We start from the raw sequence: 15,605 nt of genomic DNA on the forward strand, positions 1-15,605 counted from the left end.
GACCCCGCTTACTGGTTCTTCATCGCCTCGGCCAGTCGCGCGATGATCTCGCCCTCGCTCTTGAATGCCTTCTGCGCGTAGGCCGTGTACTGCTCGGGATTCATATAGTTGCTGACCATGCCGTACTGGCGGGTCACGTTCAGGAACTTCGGGTCCTTGAGCGCATTGCGGAAGGCCTCGTCTAGCCGCTTCACGACTGCGGGCTTCATGTTTGCCGGGCCGACGATGCCGAACGGCGAGTTCGACCACACCGGATAGCCGATCTCCTTCAGCGTCGGCGCATTGGGGAAGTCCGCGGCGCGTTTCTCCGACAGCGTCGCCAGCACGCGCATCTGCCCACCCTGCACGTAGGGCAGCAGCGTGTTCGACAGCACCGCCACATCGGACGAACCGCTCAGCAGCGCGGTGATCGCCTCGGCGTCGCCCTTGTACGGGACGTGGGTCCAGTTCGATTGCGACACCCGCGCCAGTTCGGAAATGGTCAGGTGCTGGCTGCCGTAGATGCCGGTGGTGCCGTAGCTGATGCCTTTCTTGTTGGCCTTGGCATCGGCGATCAGCTCCTGCATGGTCTGCCACTTCGCGTCCTTCTTCACGGCAACCGCGAAGTTGTAGTCCGCGATCATGGAGATGTACGTCAGGTCCTTGAGCGGGTCATAGCGCATCTTCTGCACATGCGGCAGGCGGAAGATCACCACGGGCGCCATGCTGAGCGTGTAGCCATCCGGTTCGGTGGTGGCCATCTGCGTGGCGCCGAGCGTGCCACTGACACCGGGCTTGTTTTCCACCACGATCGACTGGCCCAATTCACGGCCAGCCGCGTCGGCAAGCGCGCGTGCCACCTGATCGGTGACGCCGCCCGCGCCGTAAGGCACGATGAGCCGGATCGGACGGGTTGGGAAATCGTCGGCGGCCAGCGCCGGCGTGCCAAGGGAAGCCGTCAGCGCCAGGCCGGTGGTGGCCAGCGCGACACGGAAGAAGCGACGTCGTTGCATGAAGGTGTCTCCTGATTTGTCTGCCGGATCTGTCATGTCCGGTCTGCGAGGTTGTCCGCACAGTATGACAATGCCGCCACGGAGCGGACCATCAGGAATTGGAGAATACCGGTCGCATATCCACCGATTTCATCGTCTACATGCACGGGTTGCATGTCGCCAAATAAAAAAACGCCCCGCAGTGCGGGGCGCTCCCTAACTCCATGCCCTACCCTCAGGCTGCTTTTTTCCCCCGTAGCAGCTTCTTGTCAATTTTTCCGACGCTGGTCTTCGGAATCTCGGCCACGAAGGCGATCCGATCAGCTTCAGGTACCGCGAACTTGCTCAGGCGCTGGGCCGAGACATGGTTCATCAGCTCCGCGCGAATGTCCTCGGCGCCCACTTCCGAATCCGGTTGCCGCACCACGAAGGCCATTGGCCGCTCGCCCCAACGCGCGTCGGGCACGCCAATCACGGCGCACTCTCGCACGCCCGGCACGCGCGTGACCAGGTTCTCGATCTCGATCGACGAGACCCACTCGCCACCGGTCTTGATCACGTCCTTGAGGCGGTCCACGATCTGCACAAAGCCGTTCTCGTGGACGACCGCGACGTCCTGCGTGTGCAGGTAGCCGTCGGCCCAGAGTTCTTCTGACGCACTCGGCTTGCGGAAGTAACTGCGGGTCAGGTATGGCGCGCGCAGCACGATCTCGCCCTGGCTTTGGCCATCGCGTGGCAGTTCCCGCATGTCCGTCCCCACGATGCGGAAGTCTGCCAGCGGCACCGGACGGCCCGTCGAGCAACGCAGGCGGACTTCTTCCTCGCGGCTGGCCGGCTGGTATCCCGGCGGCAACTGCGCCAGCGCCACGATCGGCCCGGTTTCAGACATGCCGTAGCCGGCAAAGATGTCGATGCCCCGCTCCAGCGCGGCCTCGCACAAGGACGGTGGCAGCGCCGAACCGCCGATGATGATCTTCCAGCCGCTCAGGTCCTGCCCGCCTGCCTCTGCGGCGTGCAGCAGCATTTGCAGGATTGTCGGCACGCAGTGCGAGAACGACACCTTTTCCTGGGCACGCAGCTTCAGCAGCATTTCGGGCGCGTAGCGGCCCGGCAGCACCGTGCGCAGGCCCAGCGTGATCGCAACATACGGGATGCCCCAGGCCATCACATGGAACATCGGCGTGATCGGCATGTACACGTCCTCGCGATGCATGCGCTGGCCTTCGCGCGGCGAGCACAGGCTGGCCGTCGCGGTCAGCGTATGCAGCACGATGTCGCGATGGCTGTAGCACACGCCCTTGGGGTCGCCCGTGGTGCCTGTCGTATAGAACGTGGCGGCCTTCGTGCGCTCGTCAAACTCCGGAAACTCGAATTCCGGCGAGGCGGCGCCGACCAGTGCCTCGTACTCGCCGGCGAACGGGATAGCCGTGTCGGGCACGGTCTGTCCGTCTGCCATCAGCACGAAGCGTGGATTGCACGTGAGCTTGTCCCGGATCTGGTCGATCACGGGCACGAAGTCCGGATGCACCAGCACGACGTCAGCGCCCGCGTCATTCAGCGTGTACAGGATCTGCTGCGGCGACAGGCGAACGTTGACCGTGAAGAGCGTGGCGCCCATCATCGGCACGCCGAAATAGCACTCCAGGTAGCGGTGGCTGTCCCAGTCCATCACGGCCACCGTGGAGCCGTGATGCACGCCGAGAGCCGAAAGCGAATTGGCCAGCTTTCCCACGCGCTCGCGGAATTCGCGATAGGTGTAGCGCAGCTCGCCGCGGTAGCTGATCTCCTGGTCGCCATACAGACTCATGGCGTTGATCAGGAGCTGCTTGACCAGCAGCGGGTATGCGTAGGCCGAACGCGCGGAAACGATCAGGTTCTCCATATTGACTCCGGTACTGCTCAGAACGGCACGCTGCCGATAATGCCCGCGCGCTCCATCTTGCGATAGCAAGGCGGATAGTCCATCACGGCGTAATGCTGTGTGGCGGTGTTGTCCCAGATCGCCACGCTATTGGGCTGCCAGCGCCAGCGCACCTGGTACTCAGGGATATAGGCCTGCGAGATCAGGTAGCGCAGCAGGTCCGCCGCGCCCGGGTTGCCATCCTGACCGAAGCGCACGCGCGCTGGAGTGTGGTAGTTCGTGAAGTGCGTGGTGAAGCCGTTCACATAGAGGATCTTCTCGCCGGTGTCCGGATGGGTGCGGACCACGGGGTGCTCGGCATCGGGATAGCGCTCCTTGAGCGCCAGCCGCTTCTCGATCGGCATCACGGCACCGAAGCTGGCTTCGATGCTGTGGCGCGCGCGCAGGTCGGCGATCTGGGACTTGATATGGTCGGGCAGGTTCTCGTACGCGAGGGCCATGTTCGCCCACATCGTGTCGCCGCCCACGGGCGGGCATTCCACGCAACGCAGCACGGCGCCGAACTGCGGGGCCTCGCGCCAGGTGGTGTCGGAGTGCCACGCGTTCTCGTAGCGGTCGTTCGGCTGGTCCGGCGACTTGTAGATGCGGACCAGGCCCGGATGCTCCGGATCGCTGCCCGCCACTGGGTGATCCTCGAGTTCGCCGAAGCGGCGCGCGAACGCAACATGCTCGGCGCGGCTGAAGGTCTGGTCGCGCAGGAATACCACGCGGTGTTTCAATAGCTGCGCGCGGATTTCGGCGAACAGATCGTCGCTCTTGATCGCGTCAGCCAGGTTGACGCCAACCAGTTCGGCACCGATGGCACAGGTCAGTGGTTTGACTTGCATGGCAGGCTCCTCAGACGACGAAAATTGACGAACCGGTGGTCTTGCGCGATTCCAGGTCGCGGTGAGCCTGCACGGCGTCTTCCAGTGCGTAGCGCTGGTTGATCTCGATACGGATGCGGCCGGCACCCACGTGGTCGAACAGTTCGCCGGCCAGTTCCGCCTTTTCGCCCGGGTCCGCGATGTAGTCGGCCAATGCCGGACGCGTCACGTAGACCGAGCCCTTCATGGCCAGCAGTACGGGATCGAACGGCGGGATCGGGCCCGATGCGGTGCCCACGCAGACCAGCAGCCCACGGCGCTTGAGCGAATCGAGCGACGCCATGAACGTGTTCTTGCCGACGCTATCGAACACCACCGTGGCGCCCACGCCATCGGTCAGTTCGCGCACGCGCTTGGCCACGTCCTCGTGGCTGTAGTTGATGATGTGATCGCAACCATGCGCGCGTGCCACCTCGGCCTTGGCCTCGGACGACACGGTGCCGATCACGTTCAGGCCCTGCAGCTTGGCCCACTGGGACACGATCAGGCCGACGCCGCCTGCCGCAGCGTGCAGCAGAATCGTATCGCCGCGCTTGAACGCGTAGATGCGGCGCATCAGGTAGGCGGAGGTCAGGCCGCGCATCGTCATTGCGGCGGCGGTCTCGAAGCCGATGTTCTCCGGCAGGCGGATCAGCGGCGCGGCCGGCACCAGACGCTCGGTGCTGTAGGCGCCCAGCGTGTTCAGGAAGCCGGTGTACGTCACGCGATCGCCGACAGCGACGTTGGTCACGTCCGGGCCGATGGCCTGCACCACACCGGAGGCTTCCACGCCCATGCCCGCGGGAAGCGGTACCGGATAGGTACCATTGCGGAAGTATGTATCCGCGTAGTTCAGGCCAACCGCCACGTGGCGAATGCGCACCTGCCCCGGGCCCGGATCACCCACTTCCATGTCTTCGCAGCGAAGGACCTCGGGTCCGCCGGTCTCATACATGCGCACGACTTTTGCCATCGCATCGTCTCCTGTTGTGTGTTGCCGCACGACGTGTGCCGCCATGTCAGCCAATCTAGATGCCCCGGCTGACTGCCGCTTTGCAATCGCTGCATCCGGCTTTGCATTTCATGCCAACACGGCCTATCATCCACGCCGAGTACGACGCGGCATGGTCCAGGGCACCCCGGGCACGTGATGCGCGAAAAACAAGATGGGAGACAAGCTTGAGAACACTGGTGCGCGCTGCGGCACTGACCAATTTCTTCGAGGTAGCGGCGGCGGAAGGCCTGAACCCACAGCCCTTGCTCCGGCAGGCCGGATTGACACGCGCGCTGCTGACCGATCCCGAGCAGCGGGTTCCGGTGGACGCGTGCGCGGTATTGCTGGAGTCCGCGGCGGATGCATCGTCCTGCCTCACCTTCGGGCTGCGCATGGCGGAGTCCCGGCAGTTATCGGATTTCGGCCTGATGAGCCTGCTGATCAGCCAGCAGCCCACGCTGCGTGACGCGCTCGACACGATCATCCGTTACCGTCACCTGGTCAATGAGTCCGTGGCAATCATGGTGGAGTCGGCCGGCAAGGTGGTCATGATCCGGCAGGAGGTGGTGCTCGGCGCGCCTTCCCGACAAGCCACCGAACTGGCCCTGGGCGTGGTGTTTCGCTTGTGCCGCGCCCTGCTCGGCGCGCATTGGCATCCACTCAGCGTCAACTTTACCCATGCCGCGCCGCCCGACCTGCAGGTGCACCGCCGGTTGTTCGGGTGCCCGCTGGAGTTCGGCAGCGAGTTCAGTGGCATTGTCTGCCTGGCGGCAGATCTCGACGCGCCGAATCCGACAGGCGACCCGGCCATGGCTCGCCATGCGCAGCGACTGGTGGATACCCTGCCCCGTGTGAACGAGGCGTCGATCGGGCGTGAAGTGCGCAATGCGGTGTACCTGATGCTGCCAATGGGCCGCGCCAGCTGCGAGGCCGTGGCCCAGGGGCTGGGCCTGAGCTTGCGGACCATGCAACGGCAACTCGACGAAGCCGGCGAATCGTTCACCGACATCCTGAGCGAGGTGCGCCGCGATCTGGCGCAGCGGTACGTCGGCAACCCGGACTACTCCCTGCTACGCGTTTCGGAATTGCTCGGCTATGGTTCAGCCAGTTCCTTCACGCGCTGGTTTTCCACCCAGTTTGGGGAAGCCCCCCTGGCTTGGCGCCGGCGCCACAGTGTCAACCGGTGACTTGCACAGCACCATCGAATTCGCCTAGTCTGAGCGTGCGTCGCCACATCGGAGCTCCCATGGAAATGCCTAATGCAGTGCTGTTGACCGTTGCCCTCACCCTTGGCCTGCCTGCCGTTGCGCTGGCTCAGTCCACATCGCCCGCCCAGGGCAATGCCGCAGCGGCCATCTCCGATGCCGTACAGGAGGGAGCGAACCCCTATCGTCCGCCTTCGGCGAGCAGCGTCAGCCCCGAGGAAGCTCGCCGGGCGAAGTGCGAGGAGCTCAAGAACCAGTTCGCCGCAGGCGCGCATGGGCCCAGCAGCTACACCTCTCCAGGCATGGCCACGCAGAATGCACAGGGTCGCGCGGTGCCCAAGATCGAACGGGACAAGTCGCGAGATGCGCTGGAAGATACCTATCGCGCGAACTGCACGTAAGGGCTCAGGGCTTCGCCTGATCCATCAGCCTGGCCATGTTGCTCTTGATGACATCGAGCACGGCAGCCGTCATCAGTGACGTCGACATGCCGAACATCAGGATGCCGTTGGCTGCCTCGATTGGCCCCAGCATGCGCCAGCGCTCGGACATGACGATATCGCCATAGCCGAGCGTGGCGAAGTTGACACTGGAGTGATACAGCGCTGGCACGAAGCTCTGGAACTCGCCCAGCATCAGGAACAGCACGGCCCAGATCGCGATCTGCACGATGTTGCAGGCCAGCGTCAGCAGCATCACCGCCATCAGCAGCGCGATCTCCATCCATAGCGCCTCGCGCCCTTCCCAGCGTTTGCGATAGCGCGCATAGCGGCGCAGGCAGATCGCCACCACCACGCCTTGCAGGATCAGACACAACAGCATCACGGGTGCGGCGACCAGCAGGTGTATGCGCATGGAGCCTCCTCAGGTTCTCAGATCGCTGGCGATGCCGTGGACACGGTTCGCTGCCGCCGATGGTCGAGCCATCGCAGCATGAATACGCCATAGAGCGACACGCCGATGAACAGTCCCATGCGGACGGCGAACGCGTGGTAGACATCCTTGCCTGCCGCGCTGTCTTCCACCGACTGTCCAAGCAGGATGATCATCGTCACCAGGCTGTTGAGCCAGAATCCCGGGGTCGCGCGTGTCGGTCGGATCGCGAAGAGCCGGCGGGCAACCACCAGCGCGAACAGGATCGTCCAGAGAAAGAACATCCACAGATTGACGGACAGGCCAAGCGCGAACCAGAACAAGATCGCCAGCAGCCCGCCAAGCAGCGTGGACCCGAGCAGTTCGGTCGCGGCGCTACGCGCCGTCGTGCAGCTTTGCCGGCCCAGGCTGACAGCCTTCATGACGATGGGCAGGTAGCCGGCCGGATCGGCCATGGCCAGCAGGAAGGCCGGCATGACGACCAGCGTCGCGCGCCACGCCATCCAGTCCGCATCGCTGGCAACCGGCGCGGGTGGTTTGGCCGCGGGCGTGGCCGTGCCAGGCTCCGGAATCAGCCAATGGCAGACCGCCAACATCACCACGCCAAGCAGCAGCCCCCGGGCCAGCGCGCCAATCACGCTGAGGGCGAGTCCCATGTCGGCGGTGCCGGCCACCGAGATCAGCGCAATGCCTGCCACAAGGAACGTCGACACGAGCCCGTTGCCGCCGCGCAGGCCGTAACGGAAGGCCAGGAACAGGCCGAGCGCGGTCATCAGCACCCCACTCAGCGGCGCGTGCCGCAGGAACGGGATCAGTAGCAGTCCGGTTCCAGTGGTCGCGATGACAAGCAGCGCCAGCGCCAACCCCGCCTTGGCGGGCAGCGGGCGCCCTACCGTGGCGAACAGGAACACGGCCAGCACGGGCGCAACCATCGGAATCGCCCATTGGAAACCGAAGCTGGTCGCCAGACAGAGCGCGGTGCCGATAGCCAGGCGCAACGCGCGGCGGGACCGCGCCGCGGTTGCGGCAGTGGCGGCGGCCGATGCGCCTGCGTCAGTAGACATAGGACAGCCAGCTCATCAGACGGATGTACAGCCGGCCCAACGGATTGAGCGGGTTGCCTGAGGTCGGGAACGCCATCACTTCGGCCTGGCCGCCCACGCGCACGCCGCGCAGCGAAGGGAGTTGCCCCGGATCGATATCGACGATCACCGGAAAGCGCTGCGCGGGCCGCAGCCAGTCGCGGCTGTTCTGCACCGTCGGCAGGCTGCCTGGTGGCGGGCTCTGGCCAGTGCTCACGCCATAGCCAATGCTGCGCACCTTGCCTTCGAGCACCTTGCCCGGCAGCGCGTCGAGTACGATGGCCACGGGCGTGCCCGGCTCTACGTGGCCCAGGTTGTTTTCGGTGAGGTCGGCGGTAATCCAGATATCCTGGATCGCGATCAGCGTCATGACCGGGCTGCCGGCGCCGGCAAAACGGCCGACTTCCGTTTGCAGGTCGGTGACCAGCCCGCCGGTACGCGCCCGGATCTTGGCGTTGGACAGATCGAGCTCCGCCTTTTCAACCGCCGCAGCGGCGCTGCGCAGCTTGGCGTTGTTCTCTTCGCTGCCGCCCTGCTGCTCCTTGGCCCGTTCGACCTCGGCGCGGGCCGCGCCGACCTGGCTGACAGCCTGCGTGTGCGTGGCGCGCGCTACCTCCAGCCGCCGCACGGAAACCGTGCCGGGGTCTTCCCGATACAGACGCTCAAGCCGCTCGCTGTCCTGCCGAGCCTTGAGCTCGTTGGCCTGCGCCGCTCGCAGCGATTCGCGCGCGGAATCGATGCCCGCCGTATTCGCGCCGATCTGCCGGCGCGTGGATTCGAAATCGGCGCGGGCGCGGTCCAGCGCGATCCGGTACTGCTGTGGGTCGACCTCGAACAGCACGGTGCCGACCTCCACATTCTGGTTGTTGTGAACCGGCACCTGGGTGACGCGGCCAGACACTTCTGAAGCCACTGGAATCACGAACGCCTGCACACGCGCCTGCTGGGTATAAGGCGTGAAGCGGTCGGCCAGCAGATACCAGACCAGACTGAGCACGATCGCGATGACGACCCACCGCACCCCTTTTCCCGACGCGTCTCCGGATGCCGCCGGGCCTGGCGAGGCAGGCGGCGTGGCTGGCGCATTCGCATCACTGGCGTCACTCATTGGCGTTGGCTCCCGGTGGCTTTGGCCGTGGTGTTATTGGATGTCGGCGGCGTGCGCGGCGGCTCGTCCAGCAGGTCTCCCCAATCGGTACGCTGCCGCATCTGGTCGCGGGTGGCTGGGTCGACCAACGGCTGCTCGCTGTACCAGCCACCGCCAAGGGCCTTATAAAGGTCGATCAGATAGCCAACGGCGTTGCTGCGATTGACCAGATAGGCATCCTGCTGGGCGAACAACGCCCGCTGGGCATCGAGCACGCGCTGGAAGTCGGAGTACCCCTCCTTGAACAGGGTGTTGGCCAGCGTCAGCGAGCGTTCCGCTGAATACGCGGCCTCACGCAGGATTTCTTCGCGTTCGAGTGCCTTGAGCAGGCCGCTGGCCGCATCGTCGGCCTCGCGCGCCGCCACGCGCACGTCGTTCTGGTAGGTGAGGATCAGTTGCTGGAGCCGGGCATCCTGCACGCGCACGTTGTTGTGGATCCGGCCATAGTCGAAGATGTTCCAGCGAAGGCTGGGGCCGCCCACCAGCAGCAGGCCGTTCTGCGTCCCGGGCAGCGAAGTCGCGGACCAGCCGATGCTGCCGACGAGCGTCACCGATGGATACAGGTCTGCCTTCGCCACGCCGATCTGGGCCGACTGCGCCGCGATCTGGAACTCGGCGGCCCGGATGTCCGGTCGGCGCAGCAACAGGTTGGCGGGCACGTCTTGCAGAATCGCCCGATCGATCCGGGGCAACACGCCCTCCTTGCCAGATGCCTCGCCCAACTCGGGAATCGGGCCCGGCGGCCTTCCCAGCAGGATCGCCACAGCGTTGCGCGAGAGCGCTATCTGCCGCTCCAGTTCGGGAATGCTGCTCAACGTGCCGAAGTACTGCGTCTTGGCCTGTTGCAGGTCCAGTTCGTCGCTTTCGCCGGCCTTGAACAGTCGCTCGGTGATCTCATAGCTGCGCTTCTGCAGCCGTGCGTTCTCCCGCGCTATCCGCACGCGGGCCTCCGCGGTGCGCAATGCGTAATAGGTCTGCGCGAGTTGTGCGTGAAGCAGTACCAGTACGTTCTCGTGATTCGCCTGGGCCGCGAAGTACGCGGCATCGGCGGACTCGATCGCCCGGGCGAATTTCCCCCAGAAGTCGAGTTCCCAGCCGACATCGACACCCGCGCTGTACTCCCACACGCGAGCGGTTTGCGCAGTTGGCCCGGATTGGCGGCTGTGAACGTACATGGCATCCGCGCCCGCCTGCTGCATCTGGGGATACCGGCCAGCCAGCGCCATGCCAAGTTGCGCTCGGGCTTCCATGACCCGCAGGCCGGCAATCCGAACCCCGGCGTCATTGGCATCGGCCTCGGTGATCAGGTGTTCGAGCACCGGGTCGTTGAAGACCTGCCACCATTGGCGCATATCCGGTTGGGCACCCGCCTCGCTGGCCTGCCCGATCGCCTCGCTGGTCCATTGGCCGCTCCACGTCTCGTGCTGCGGCTGGAAATCCGGGCCAACGCGCGCGCAGCCGGCGAGCATCGTCGCGGCCAGCATCCAGCAACGGAACACGCGGCCCTGGGGCAACATCGCTATCCGGCAGCCGGACCGCTTTCGGTACGTCCCGACGCCTGGCCACTCTCCACGGCCTCACCACTCGCCACGGTCTCGCCGCCTTCGACGGCTTGCTGCTGGGTGTCTTCCACCCACTGCCAGAACAACTGGTATCCAACCGCGAGCACCACGGGGCCGACGAATAGCCCGATTACGCCTCCGCTGACCATGCCGCCGAGCGCGCCGATCAACACCACCGGCATAGGCACATCCACGCCACGGCCCAGCAGCATCGGCTTGAGCACGTTATCCGCCAGGCCGGCGATGAACACGTAGACGGCAAAGACGATGTTCATGCCGCTGACGCCCTCGGTCGCGATCACGAAGATGATCACGGGGATGGTGATCAGCGTGGCAGGCAACTGCATGATGCCGAGCAGCAGCACCGCCAGCGCCAGCAGCCCTGCCCCCGGCACACCCTTCATAACGAAGGCGACACCGATCAGCAGCATCTGGATGAATGCAATACCCACCACGCCCTGCGCGACCGCGCGCACGGTGGCCGTGCACAGCACGGTAAGGCGGGGGCCGCGCTCCGGCCCGGAGATGCGGGACGCAATCTGAATCGCGCTGCGCGTGCCGAGCTCGCCGTAGGCCATGAAGATGCCCGCGATCATGAGCGCCGCCACGAAGATCAGCAGCCCGACGCCCACGCCACGCGCCGTGCCGAGCAACGCCAGGGCCACCACCTTGATCTGTGGCGCCAGCTTTTCAGCCAGCGAGGCGAAGTCGGTGGAGGCAAGGTGCCAGAAGCCGTAGAGTTGCTTGCCCACAAACGGCCAGGCCGCCACCGATTCGGACGGTGGCGGAATCCGGATGTTGCCGCTGCGCGCGATCTCCAATGCGTGTTCGACCGAGTCAATCAATGCGATGCCGAGCAGGCACGAGGGCACGAGGATGATGCAGATGACCAGGAAGACGATCAGGGTGGCCGTGCGGCCCTCTCCATCGAAGATCTTGCCGCGCAGGTACGTCTGCAGCGGATAGAGCGTGATCGCCAGGATCACTGACCACGCCATCAGGCTGATGAACGGCTTAAAGATCTCGAAGCAAGATATCGCCAGCAACAAGATCAGGCCGAAGCGGATATATACGTCGATCAGCGTACGAGAGATCGTAGGGATCGAAAGACGTGTTTGCAGCATCGGCGGCCTCCTTGTGAACCTCTGGCGCGCGCCTTTGCCGCGCCACCTCTCACACGAGCCGGCTCTGGCGCCTGCGCCTCCAGCCAAGGGCAAGCAGGACAGCGCCGACGAACATGATCACGAAGCAGCCGATCAACCAGTCCCTCGCGAGAACCGTGAAGAGATAGTGCTGCGGCGCTTCTGACAGCTTGAACAAGTGAATCTCGAGACCATGCAGGGCGAAACTGAACAGGTTGACATTCTCTGGCAGCCCGCCCACCGGATCGCACAGGAATACCCCTGCGAGAGCCGCCCAGAAACCGATGATGATCAGCCAGTATCCAGTCTTGAACATGGTCGAGTACGCTCCCAATGAAAGAGTCAGCCAAGCCCGTGCGCAAAGCAATTGGTCCTTGGGCCAAGCCATGCTTGAGCCAAGCATTGGACCAAAGTCCCTTGCCAAGGTCATGCCCGTATCCGAGATTGATACTTGAGGCAATGGGGCCTGCTGCAAGCGCCGGGAGAAACACTTATGGTAAAGGACTCGCGCCGTACTGACGAGGATTCCGCAGCGCAGCAGGACCTTGACTCGAAGACGTACGAGAAGGCGCTGCGCTCGCTGCACGTTGAACTGGTGCACCTGCAGGACTGGGTCAAGGCTACTGGTGCCAAGGTATGCGTCATCTTCGAAGGGCGTGACGGTGCCGGCAAAGGCGGCGTCATCAAGGCCATCACCGAGCGGGTCAGCCCCCGCGTCTTTCGCGTGATCGCCCTGCCCGCTCCCACTGATCGCGAAAAGAGCCAGATGTACGTGCAACGGTACATCCCGCATCTTCCCGCAGCCGGCGAGATCGTGATCTTCGACCGTAGCTGGTACAACCGTGCCGGCGTCGAACGCGTGATGAAGTTCTGCGACGAGGAACAGGTGGAGTTGTTCCTGCGCGCCGTACCGCTGGTGGAACGCGCCATCGTCGGCTCGAACATCCAGCTCATCAAGTACTGGCTCGAAGTCAGCCCCGAAGAACAGACACGCCGCCTTGAGCAGCGCATTCTGGATGGCCGCAAGACGTGGAAGTTGACGGACATGGACCTGAAGTCATACAGCCGCTGGTATGACTACTCGCGCGCGCGGGACGCGATGTTCGAGGCCTCGGATACCGACTTCGCGCCGTGGAATGTCGTGCGATCGGACTGCAAGCGGCGCGCCCGGCTCAACATCATCAGCCATCTGCTTGCTTCGATTCCCTACGAGCCCATCCCGCGCAAGAAGGTCACGCTCCCGGACCGGCAGAAGCGCGGCTCCTACAAGCAGCCCGACTACCCCTATCGGTATATCCCGGAGAAATTCTGAGTACCGCACGCAAACTGCATCTTCAGGGGCCGCGTTATTGCGGCCCCTGAAGTTTGCGGCATCGGATCTTCAATCCTTCAATCTTTCAGTAGCGTCTTTTTCCAGTTGCCATCGGCCTCCTGGCAGTACCACCCTTCCCAGCGTTCCGACCTGCCGTTCTGGCGCAGCTCGCTACGGATCTTGCGGCAGCGCTTGCCGTTCTCGGTGCGTGTGGTCACGGGCGTGAATGTGCCCTCCGTGGCCTTGGACCGCCCCTCGGCAGGCAGACTGAACGGCACGGTGGCGCCATCCTCGGACTCCGACAGCGTCTTGTTGAAGACGCCGCGCAGGCTCGCCATCTGCTGCTTGGCGAGCGTGCCAACGATCGTGCTGCTCAGGTAGTTGTCAAAGTACGCGTGGGCGGGCAGCGCGCTGGCAATCAGCACGGCCGCCCCCAGACAACGCAATGCTGCAATGTGCTTCATGACGACAGTTCCGTTCGGGTGCCCGGCATTCGGTGGTTACTTGCCTGCACCGGGGGTTACCGAAACCGCGACAGCCTCGGTGTAGACAGCCTGCACGCGGTCCCCCTTCTTGATGTTCTTCAACTGGTCCGGGTCCTCGACAACCAGGTCGACGACATGGCCCTTCGGTCCCTTGACCGAGACAGTCTTTGTGTCCTTGTTGACCGCGACAACCTGGGCGACCACCGTCACCTCACGGCCAACCGTGCCGCCAGGCTTGGCGCCGGCCTCGGCGCGTTGCTCGATCGGCTTCTCGTTCATGGAGAGCGGTCCGCTGCCCTTCTTGAGGCTAACGGTCAGTGCCTCGTTGTACTGTACGGTGACCTTGTCGCCGACCCGTAGCTGATCAAAGTTGCGAGCCTCGTCGCCAACGGTCATGTCGGTGACCTTGCCGCCCGCGCCTTTCAGCGTGATTTTGCGATTTGCCGCGTCGATGGCTGTGATCGTCGCAACGGCAGTTGCGGAGCCGGAGGCCGTGACCGAGCCGTCGGCGCGTGTGACATCAGTCTTGACGTCGGTCTGCGCCCAGCCAATGGCCGGCACCGAAAGCAGGATCGCGACGGGAATCAGTACTTTCTTGAGCATATGCACTCCTTTTGGCAAAGCGCTCCGGGACCTACTTCACTCACTTGATCGAATAACCACGGCCTTCCATGCACGCGGAATAAGCACGGTAGTACGTGGACATGGCGCCCTGGGTGTTGGCCTGGGCGTTCGCTTGCGCGTTGCGCTGGTTCTGCCGGGCGCGCGAGCCACCGACCATCGTGCCGGCTGCGGCGCCAACGGCGGCACCCTTGCCGGCATCGCCGGTGATCGCGCCGATTACCGCACCGCCGGCGGCGCCACGCGCGGCACCGCCAACACGCTCGCCACCGCCGACTGCCGGGCCACTGGGAGGCGGCGGCGCCGAGGACACGGCCGCCGGGTCTATGCCCGTATTCGATTTGGCCCAGGAATAGCAATAACCGTCGTCCTGTTGCTGCTGGGCGGCGCTCTGTCCCTTGGCGGGATACGCAATCGGCTTGGACTGAGCCATCGCGCCAAGGGCGATGCCCGCCGTGGCCAGCAACAAGACCGGCCTGATGATCGACCTCGACATGAAATCACTCCTTGTTACGGGTTTCCGGTTGACTCAGGCTTGCCTGAGGCGCCTGTGCTGCTTCCGACTCCACGGGCCAGCCACCACCCAGCGCCTTGTAGAGCTGGACAAGCTGGCCAAACTCCGAACCAATAAGGGTGGACTGGTCGAGTTGCGCGGCGAACAGCGCGCGCTCGGAATCCAGCACTTCAAGATAGCTCGTATAGCCGCCTTCGTAGCGATCTCGTGCCAGCGAAGCGTAACGGCCCAGCGCATCGACCTGGTCGGTCTTGGCATTGAGCTGATCGCGCGTACGCTGCACGCTGACCAGCGCATCCGCCACTTCCCGGAACGCTGTCTGGATGGATTGCTGGTAGGCCTGCAGCGACTGCGTCTGAATCGCCTCCGCCTGCTTGACGTCGCCGGCGATCGCGCCACCGGTGAAGATCGGCATACTGATGAGCCCGGCGAACGACCAGGCCCGTGCCGGACCGGTCCACAGCCCAGACAGTGCCGTGCTGGCAGCGCCGAACGCGCCGGTCAGCGAAATCGTCGGGAAGTACTCGGCACGCGCGGCGCCGATACGGGCATTGGCCGCCACGAGATTCTGCTCGGCCAGGAGTACGTCTGGCCGCTGCTCCAGTAACGTCGACGGCAGGCCGACCGGCACGCCCGGCAAGGTCAACTCGGAGATCGACTTGCCGCGCGGAATTTCACGCGGGTTCTCGCCCAGCAGACCGGCCAGCAGATCCTCCTGCAGCGCGACTTGCTGGCGGAACTGCTCGACCGAGGTCAGTGCCGATGCGTATTCTGACCGCGCTTGCGCGAACTCGACCTCGGAGACCACACCGCCCTGGAAGCGCTCCCGGAACAACTCAAGCGCGCCCCGACGGCTTTCCAGGGTGTCTTGCGAGATACGCAGGCGGTTATCGAGATCCCGCAGCGTGATATAGGCGCTGGCCGTCGCGGC

The 15,605-nt window shown here is 64.5% G+C and carries 17 protein-coding genes; 3 read left to right on the plus strand and 14 right to left on the minus strand.

Going from position 1 to position 15,605, the window contains the following annotated elements:
• Nucleotides 1-8: 8 nt before the first annotated feature.
• From RN01_RS24775 to RN01_RS24790, 4 genes are all read right to left on the minus strand, one after another.
• On the minus strand, nucleotides 9-992 hold the full coding sequence (locus RN01_RS24775; RefSeq protein WP_017514814.1) for a tripartite tricarboxylate transporter substrate binding protein: 984 nt from the start codon (nucleotides 990-992) through the stop codon (nucleotides 9-11).
• A 214-nt stretch (nucleotides 993-1,206) separates the two neighbouring features.
• Nucleotides 1,207-2,853, minus strand: a complete 1,647-nt coding sequence (locus RN01_RS24780) for a fatty acid--CoA ligase (protein WP_024569367.1) — start codon at nucleotides 2,851-2,853, stop codon at nucleotides 1,207-1,209.
• 17 nt (nucleotides 2,854-2,870) lie between these two features.
• A complete protein-coding gene (locus RN01_RS24785; protein WP_017513289.1) occupies nucleotides 2,871-3,719 on the minus strand; it encodes a TauD/TfdA family dioxygenase in 849 nt (282 codons plus the stop codon).
• Between the two features lie 10 nt (nucleotides 3,720-3,729).
• The gene (locus RN01_RS24790) at nucleotides 3,730-4,710 is read right to left on the minus strand and encodes a quinone oxidoreductase (protein ID WP_017513288.1); all 981 of its coding nucleotides are present in this window, start codon (nucleotides 4,708-4,710) and stop codon (nucleotides 3,730-3,732) included.
• A 206-nt stretch (nucleotides 4,711-4,916) separates the two neighbouring features.
• On the opposite strand from RN01_RS24790, the gene RN01_RS24795 reads away from it, so the two are divergent.
• Nucleotides 4,917-5,918 (plus strand): AraC family transcriptional regulator, encoded by a 1,002-nt coding sequence (locus RN01_RS24795; protein WP_024569366.1) that lies wholly within the window; start codon nucleotides 4,917-4,919, stop codon nucleotides 5,916-5,918.
• Nucleotides 5,919-5,977: 59 nt separating this feature from the next.
• Nucleotides 5,978-6,337, plus strand: coding sequence for a hypothetical protein (locus RN01_RS24800; RefSeq protein WP_017513286.1), 360 nt, complete (start codon nucleotides 5,978-5,980; stop codon nucleotides 6,335-6,337).
• A 4-nt stretch (nucleotides 6,338-6,341) separates the two neighbouring features.
• Here the strand turns inward: RN01_RS24800 and RN01_RS24805 are convergent, their stop codons facing one another.
• Genes RN01_RS24805 through RN01_RS24830 form a run of 6 tightly spaced genes read right to left on the minus strand, consistent with a single transcriptional unit; the run spans nucleotide 6,342 to nucleotide 12,058 of the window.
• Complete coding sequence (locus RN01_RS24805) at nucleotides 6,342-6,791, minus strand: potassium channel family protein (RefSeq protein WP_008644696.1); 450 nt, start codon at nucleotides 6,789-6,791, stop codon at nucleotides 6,342-6,344.
• Nucleotides 6,792-6,808: 17 nt separating this feature from the next.
• Nucleotides 6,809-7,873: a DUF2955 domain-containing protein gene (locus RN01_RS24810; RefSeq protein ID WP_017513285.1), complete on the minus strand. Its 1,065-nt coding sequence runs from the start codon at nucleotides 7,871-7,873 to the stop codon at nucleotides 6,809-6,811.
• Nucleotides 7,863-8,999, minus strand: coding sequence for an HlyD family secretion protein (locus tag RN01_RS24815; protein WP_024569365.1), 1,137 nt, complete (start codon nucleotides 8,997-8,999; stop codon nucleotides 7,863-7,865). The genes RN01_RS24810 and RN01_RS24815 overlap by 11 nt, the downstream gene beginning before the upstream one ends.
• A complete protein-coding gene (locus tag RN01_RS24820; RefSeq protein WP_017513283.1) occupies nucleotides 8,996-10,555 on the minus strand; it encodes an efflux transporter outer membrane subunit in 1,560 nt (519 codons plus the stop codon). Before RN01_RS24820 ends, RN01_RS24815 begins: the two co-directional genes overlap by 4 nt.
• 2 nt (nucleotides 10,556-10,557) lie before the next feature.
• Nucleotides 10,558-11,724 (minus strand): AI-2E family transporter, encoded by a 1,167-nt coding sequence (locus RN01_RS24825; protein ID WP_024569364.1) that lies wholly within the window; start codon nucleotides 11,722-11,724, stop codon nucleotides 10,558-10,560.
• Nucleotides 11,725-11,773: 49 nt separating this feature from the next.
• Nucleotides 11,774-12,058 carry a hypothetical protein gene (locus RN01_RS24830; RefSeq protein ID WP_223277323.1) on the minus strand — a complete coding sequence of 95 codons (285 nt, stop codon included), beginning with the start codon at nucleotides 12,056-12,058 and terminating at the stop codon, nucleotides 11,774-11,776.
• 177 nt (nucleotides 12,059-12,235) lie between these two features.
• On the opposite strand from RN01_RS24830, the gene ppk2 reads away from it, so the two are divergent.
• Entirely contained in the window at nucleotides 12,236-13,054 is an 819-nt protein-coding gene (gene ppk2 / locus RN01_RS24835; RefSeq protein WP_017515188.1) for a polyphosphate kinase 2, read from the plus strand.
• Nucleotides 13,055-13,131: 77 nt separating this feature from the next.
• Here ppk2 and RN01_RS24840 read toward each other — a convergent pair whose 3' ends face one another.
• The 4 genes from RN01_RS24840 to RN01_RS24855 all read right to left on the minus strand — a co-directional run.
• Nucleotides 13,132-13,518, minus strand: coding sequence for a hypothetical protein (locus RN01_RS24840; protein ID WP_017515189.1), 387 nt, complete (start codon nucleotides 13,516-13,518; stop codon nucleotides 13,132-13,134).
• A 36-nt stretch (nucleotides 13,519-13,554) separates the two neighbouring features.
• Nucleotides 13,555-14,142, minus strand: a complete 588-nt coding sequence (locus tag RN01_RS24845) for a hypothetical protein (protein ID WP_008644680.1) — start codon at nucleotides 14,140-14,142, stop codon at nucleotides 13,555-13,557.
• Between the two features lie 40 nt (nucleotides 14,143-14,182).
• A complete protein-coding gene (locus RN01_RS24850; protein WP_011516437.1) occupies nucleotides 14,183-14,656 on the minus strand; it encodes a glycine zipper family protein in 474 nt (157 codons plus the stop codon).
• Between the two features lie 4 nt (nucleotides 14,657-14,660).
• A partial coding sequence (locus tag RN01_RS24855) for an efflux transporter outer membrane subunit (RefSeq protein ID WP_039016779.1) occupies nucleotides 14,661-15,605 on the minus strand: 945 nt, incomplete at its 5' end.

The sequence above is a fragment of the Cupriavidus sp. SHE genome, assembly GCF_000812445.1.
Classification (GTDB): domain Bacteria; phylum Pseudomonadota; class Gammaproteobacteria; order Burkholderiales; family Burkholderiaceae; genus Cupriavidus; species Cupriavidus metallidurans.

Coding starts and splice junctions, on each gene's coding strand:
- RN01_RS24850 (WP_011516437.1), bottom strand. CDS start 14,656: ATGTCGAGGTCGATCATCAGGCCGGTCTTGTTGCTGGCCACGGCGGGC.
- RN01_RS24830 (WP_223277323.1), bottom strand. CDS start 12,058: ATGTTCAAGACTGGATACTGGCTGATCATCATCGGTTTCTGGGCGGCT.
- RN01_RS24800 (WP_017513286.1), top strand. CDS start 5,978: ATGGAAATGCCTAATGCAGTGCTGTTGACCGTTGCCCTCACCCTTGGC.
- RN01_RS24840 (WP_017515189.1), bottom strand. CDS start 13,518: ATGAAGCACATTGCAGCATTGCGTTGTCTGGGGGCGGCCGTGCTGATT.
- RN01_RS24775 (WP_017514814.1), bottom strand. CDS start 992: ATGCAACGACGTCGCTTCTTCCGTGTCGCGCTGGCCACCACCGGCCTG.
- RN01_RS24785 (WP_017513289.1), bottom strand. CDS start 3,719: ATGCAAGTCAAACCACTGACCTGTGCCATCGGTGCCGAACTGGTTGGC.
- RN01_RS24810 (WP_017513285.1), bottom strand. CDS start 7,873: ATGTCTACTGACGCAGGCGCATCGGCCGCCGCCACTGCCGCAACCGCG.
- RN01_RS24780 (WP_024569367.1), bottom strand. CDS start 2,853: ATGGAGAACCTGATCGTTTCCGCGCGTTCGGCCTACGCATACCCGCTG.
- RN01_RS24825 (WP_024569364.1), bottom strand. CDS start 11,724: ATGCTGCAAACACGTCTTTCGATCCCTACGATCTCTCGTACGCTGATC.
- RN01_RS24790 (WP_017513288.1), bottom strand. CDS start 4,710: ATGGCAAAAGTCGTGCGCATGTATGAGACCGGCGGACCCGAGGTCCTT.
- RN01_RS24820 (WP_017513283.1), bottom strand. CDS start 10,555: ATGTTGCCCCAGGGCCGCGTGTTCCGTTGCTGGATGCTGGCCGCGACG.
- RN01_RS24805 (WP_008644696.1), bottom strand. CDS start 6,791: ATGCGCATACACCTGCTGGTCGCCGCACCCGTGATGCTGTTGTGTCTG.
- ppk2 (WP_017515188.1), top strand. CDS start 12,236: ATGGTAAAGGACTCGCGCCGTACTGACGAGGATTCCGCAGCGCAGCAG.
- RN01_RS24815 (WP_024569365.1), bottom strand. CDS start 8,999: ATGAGTGACGCCAGTGATGCGAATGCGCCAGCCACGCCGCCTGCCTCG.
- RN01_RS24845 (WP_008644680.1), bottom strand. CDS start 14,142: ATGCTCAAGAAAGTACTGATTCCCGTCGCGATCCTGCTTTCGGTGCCG.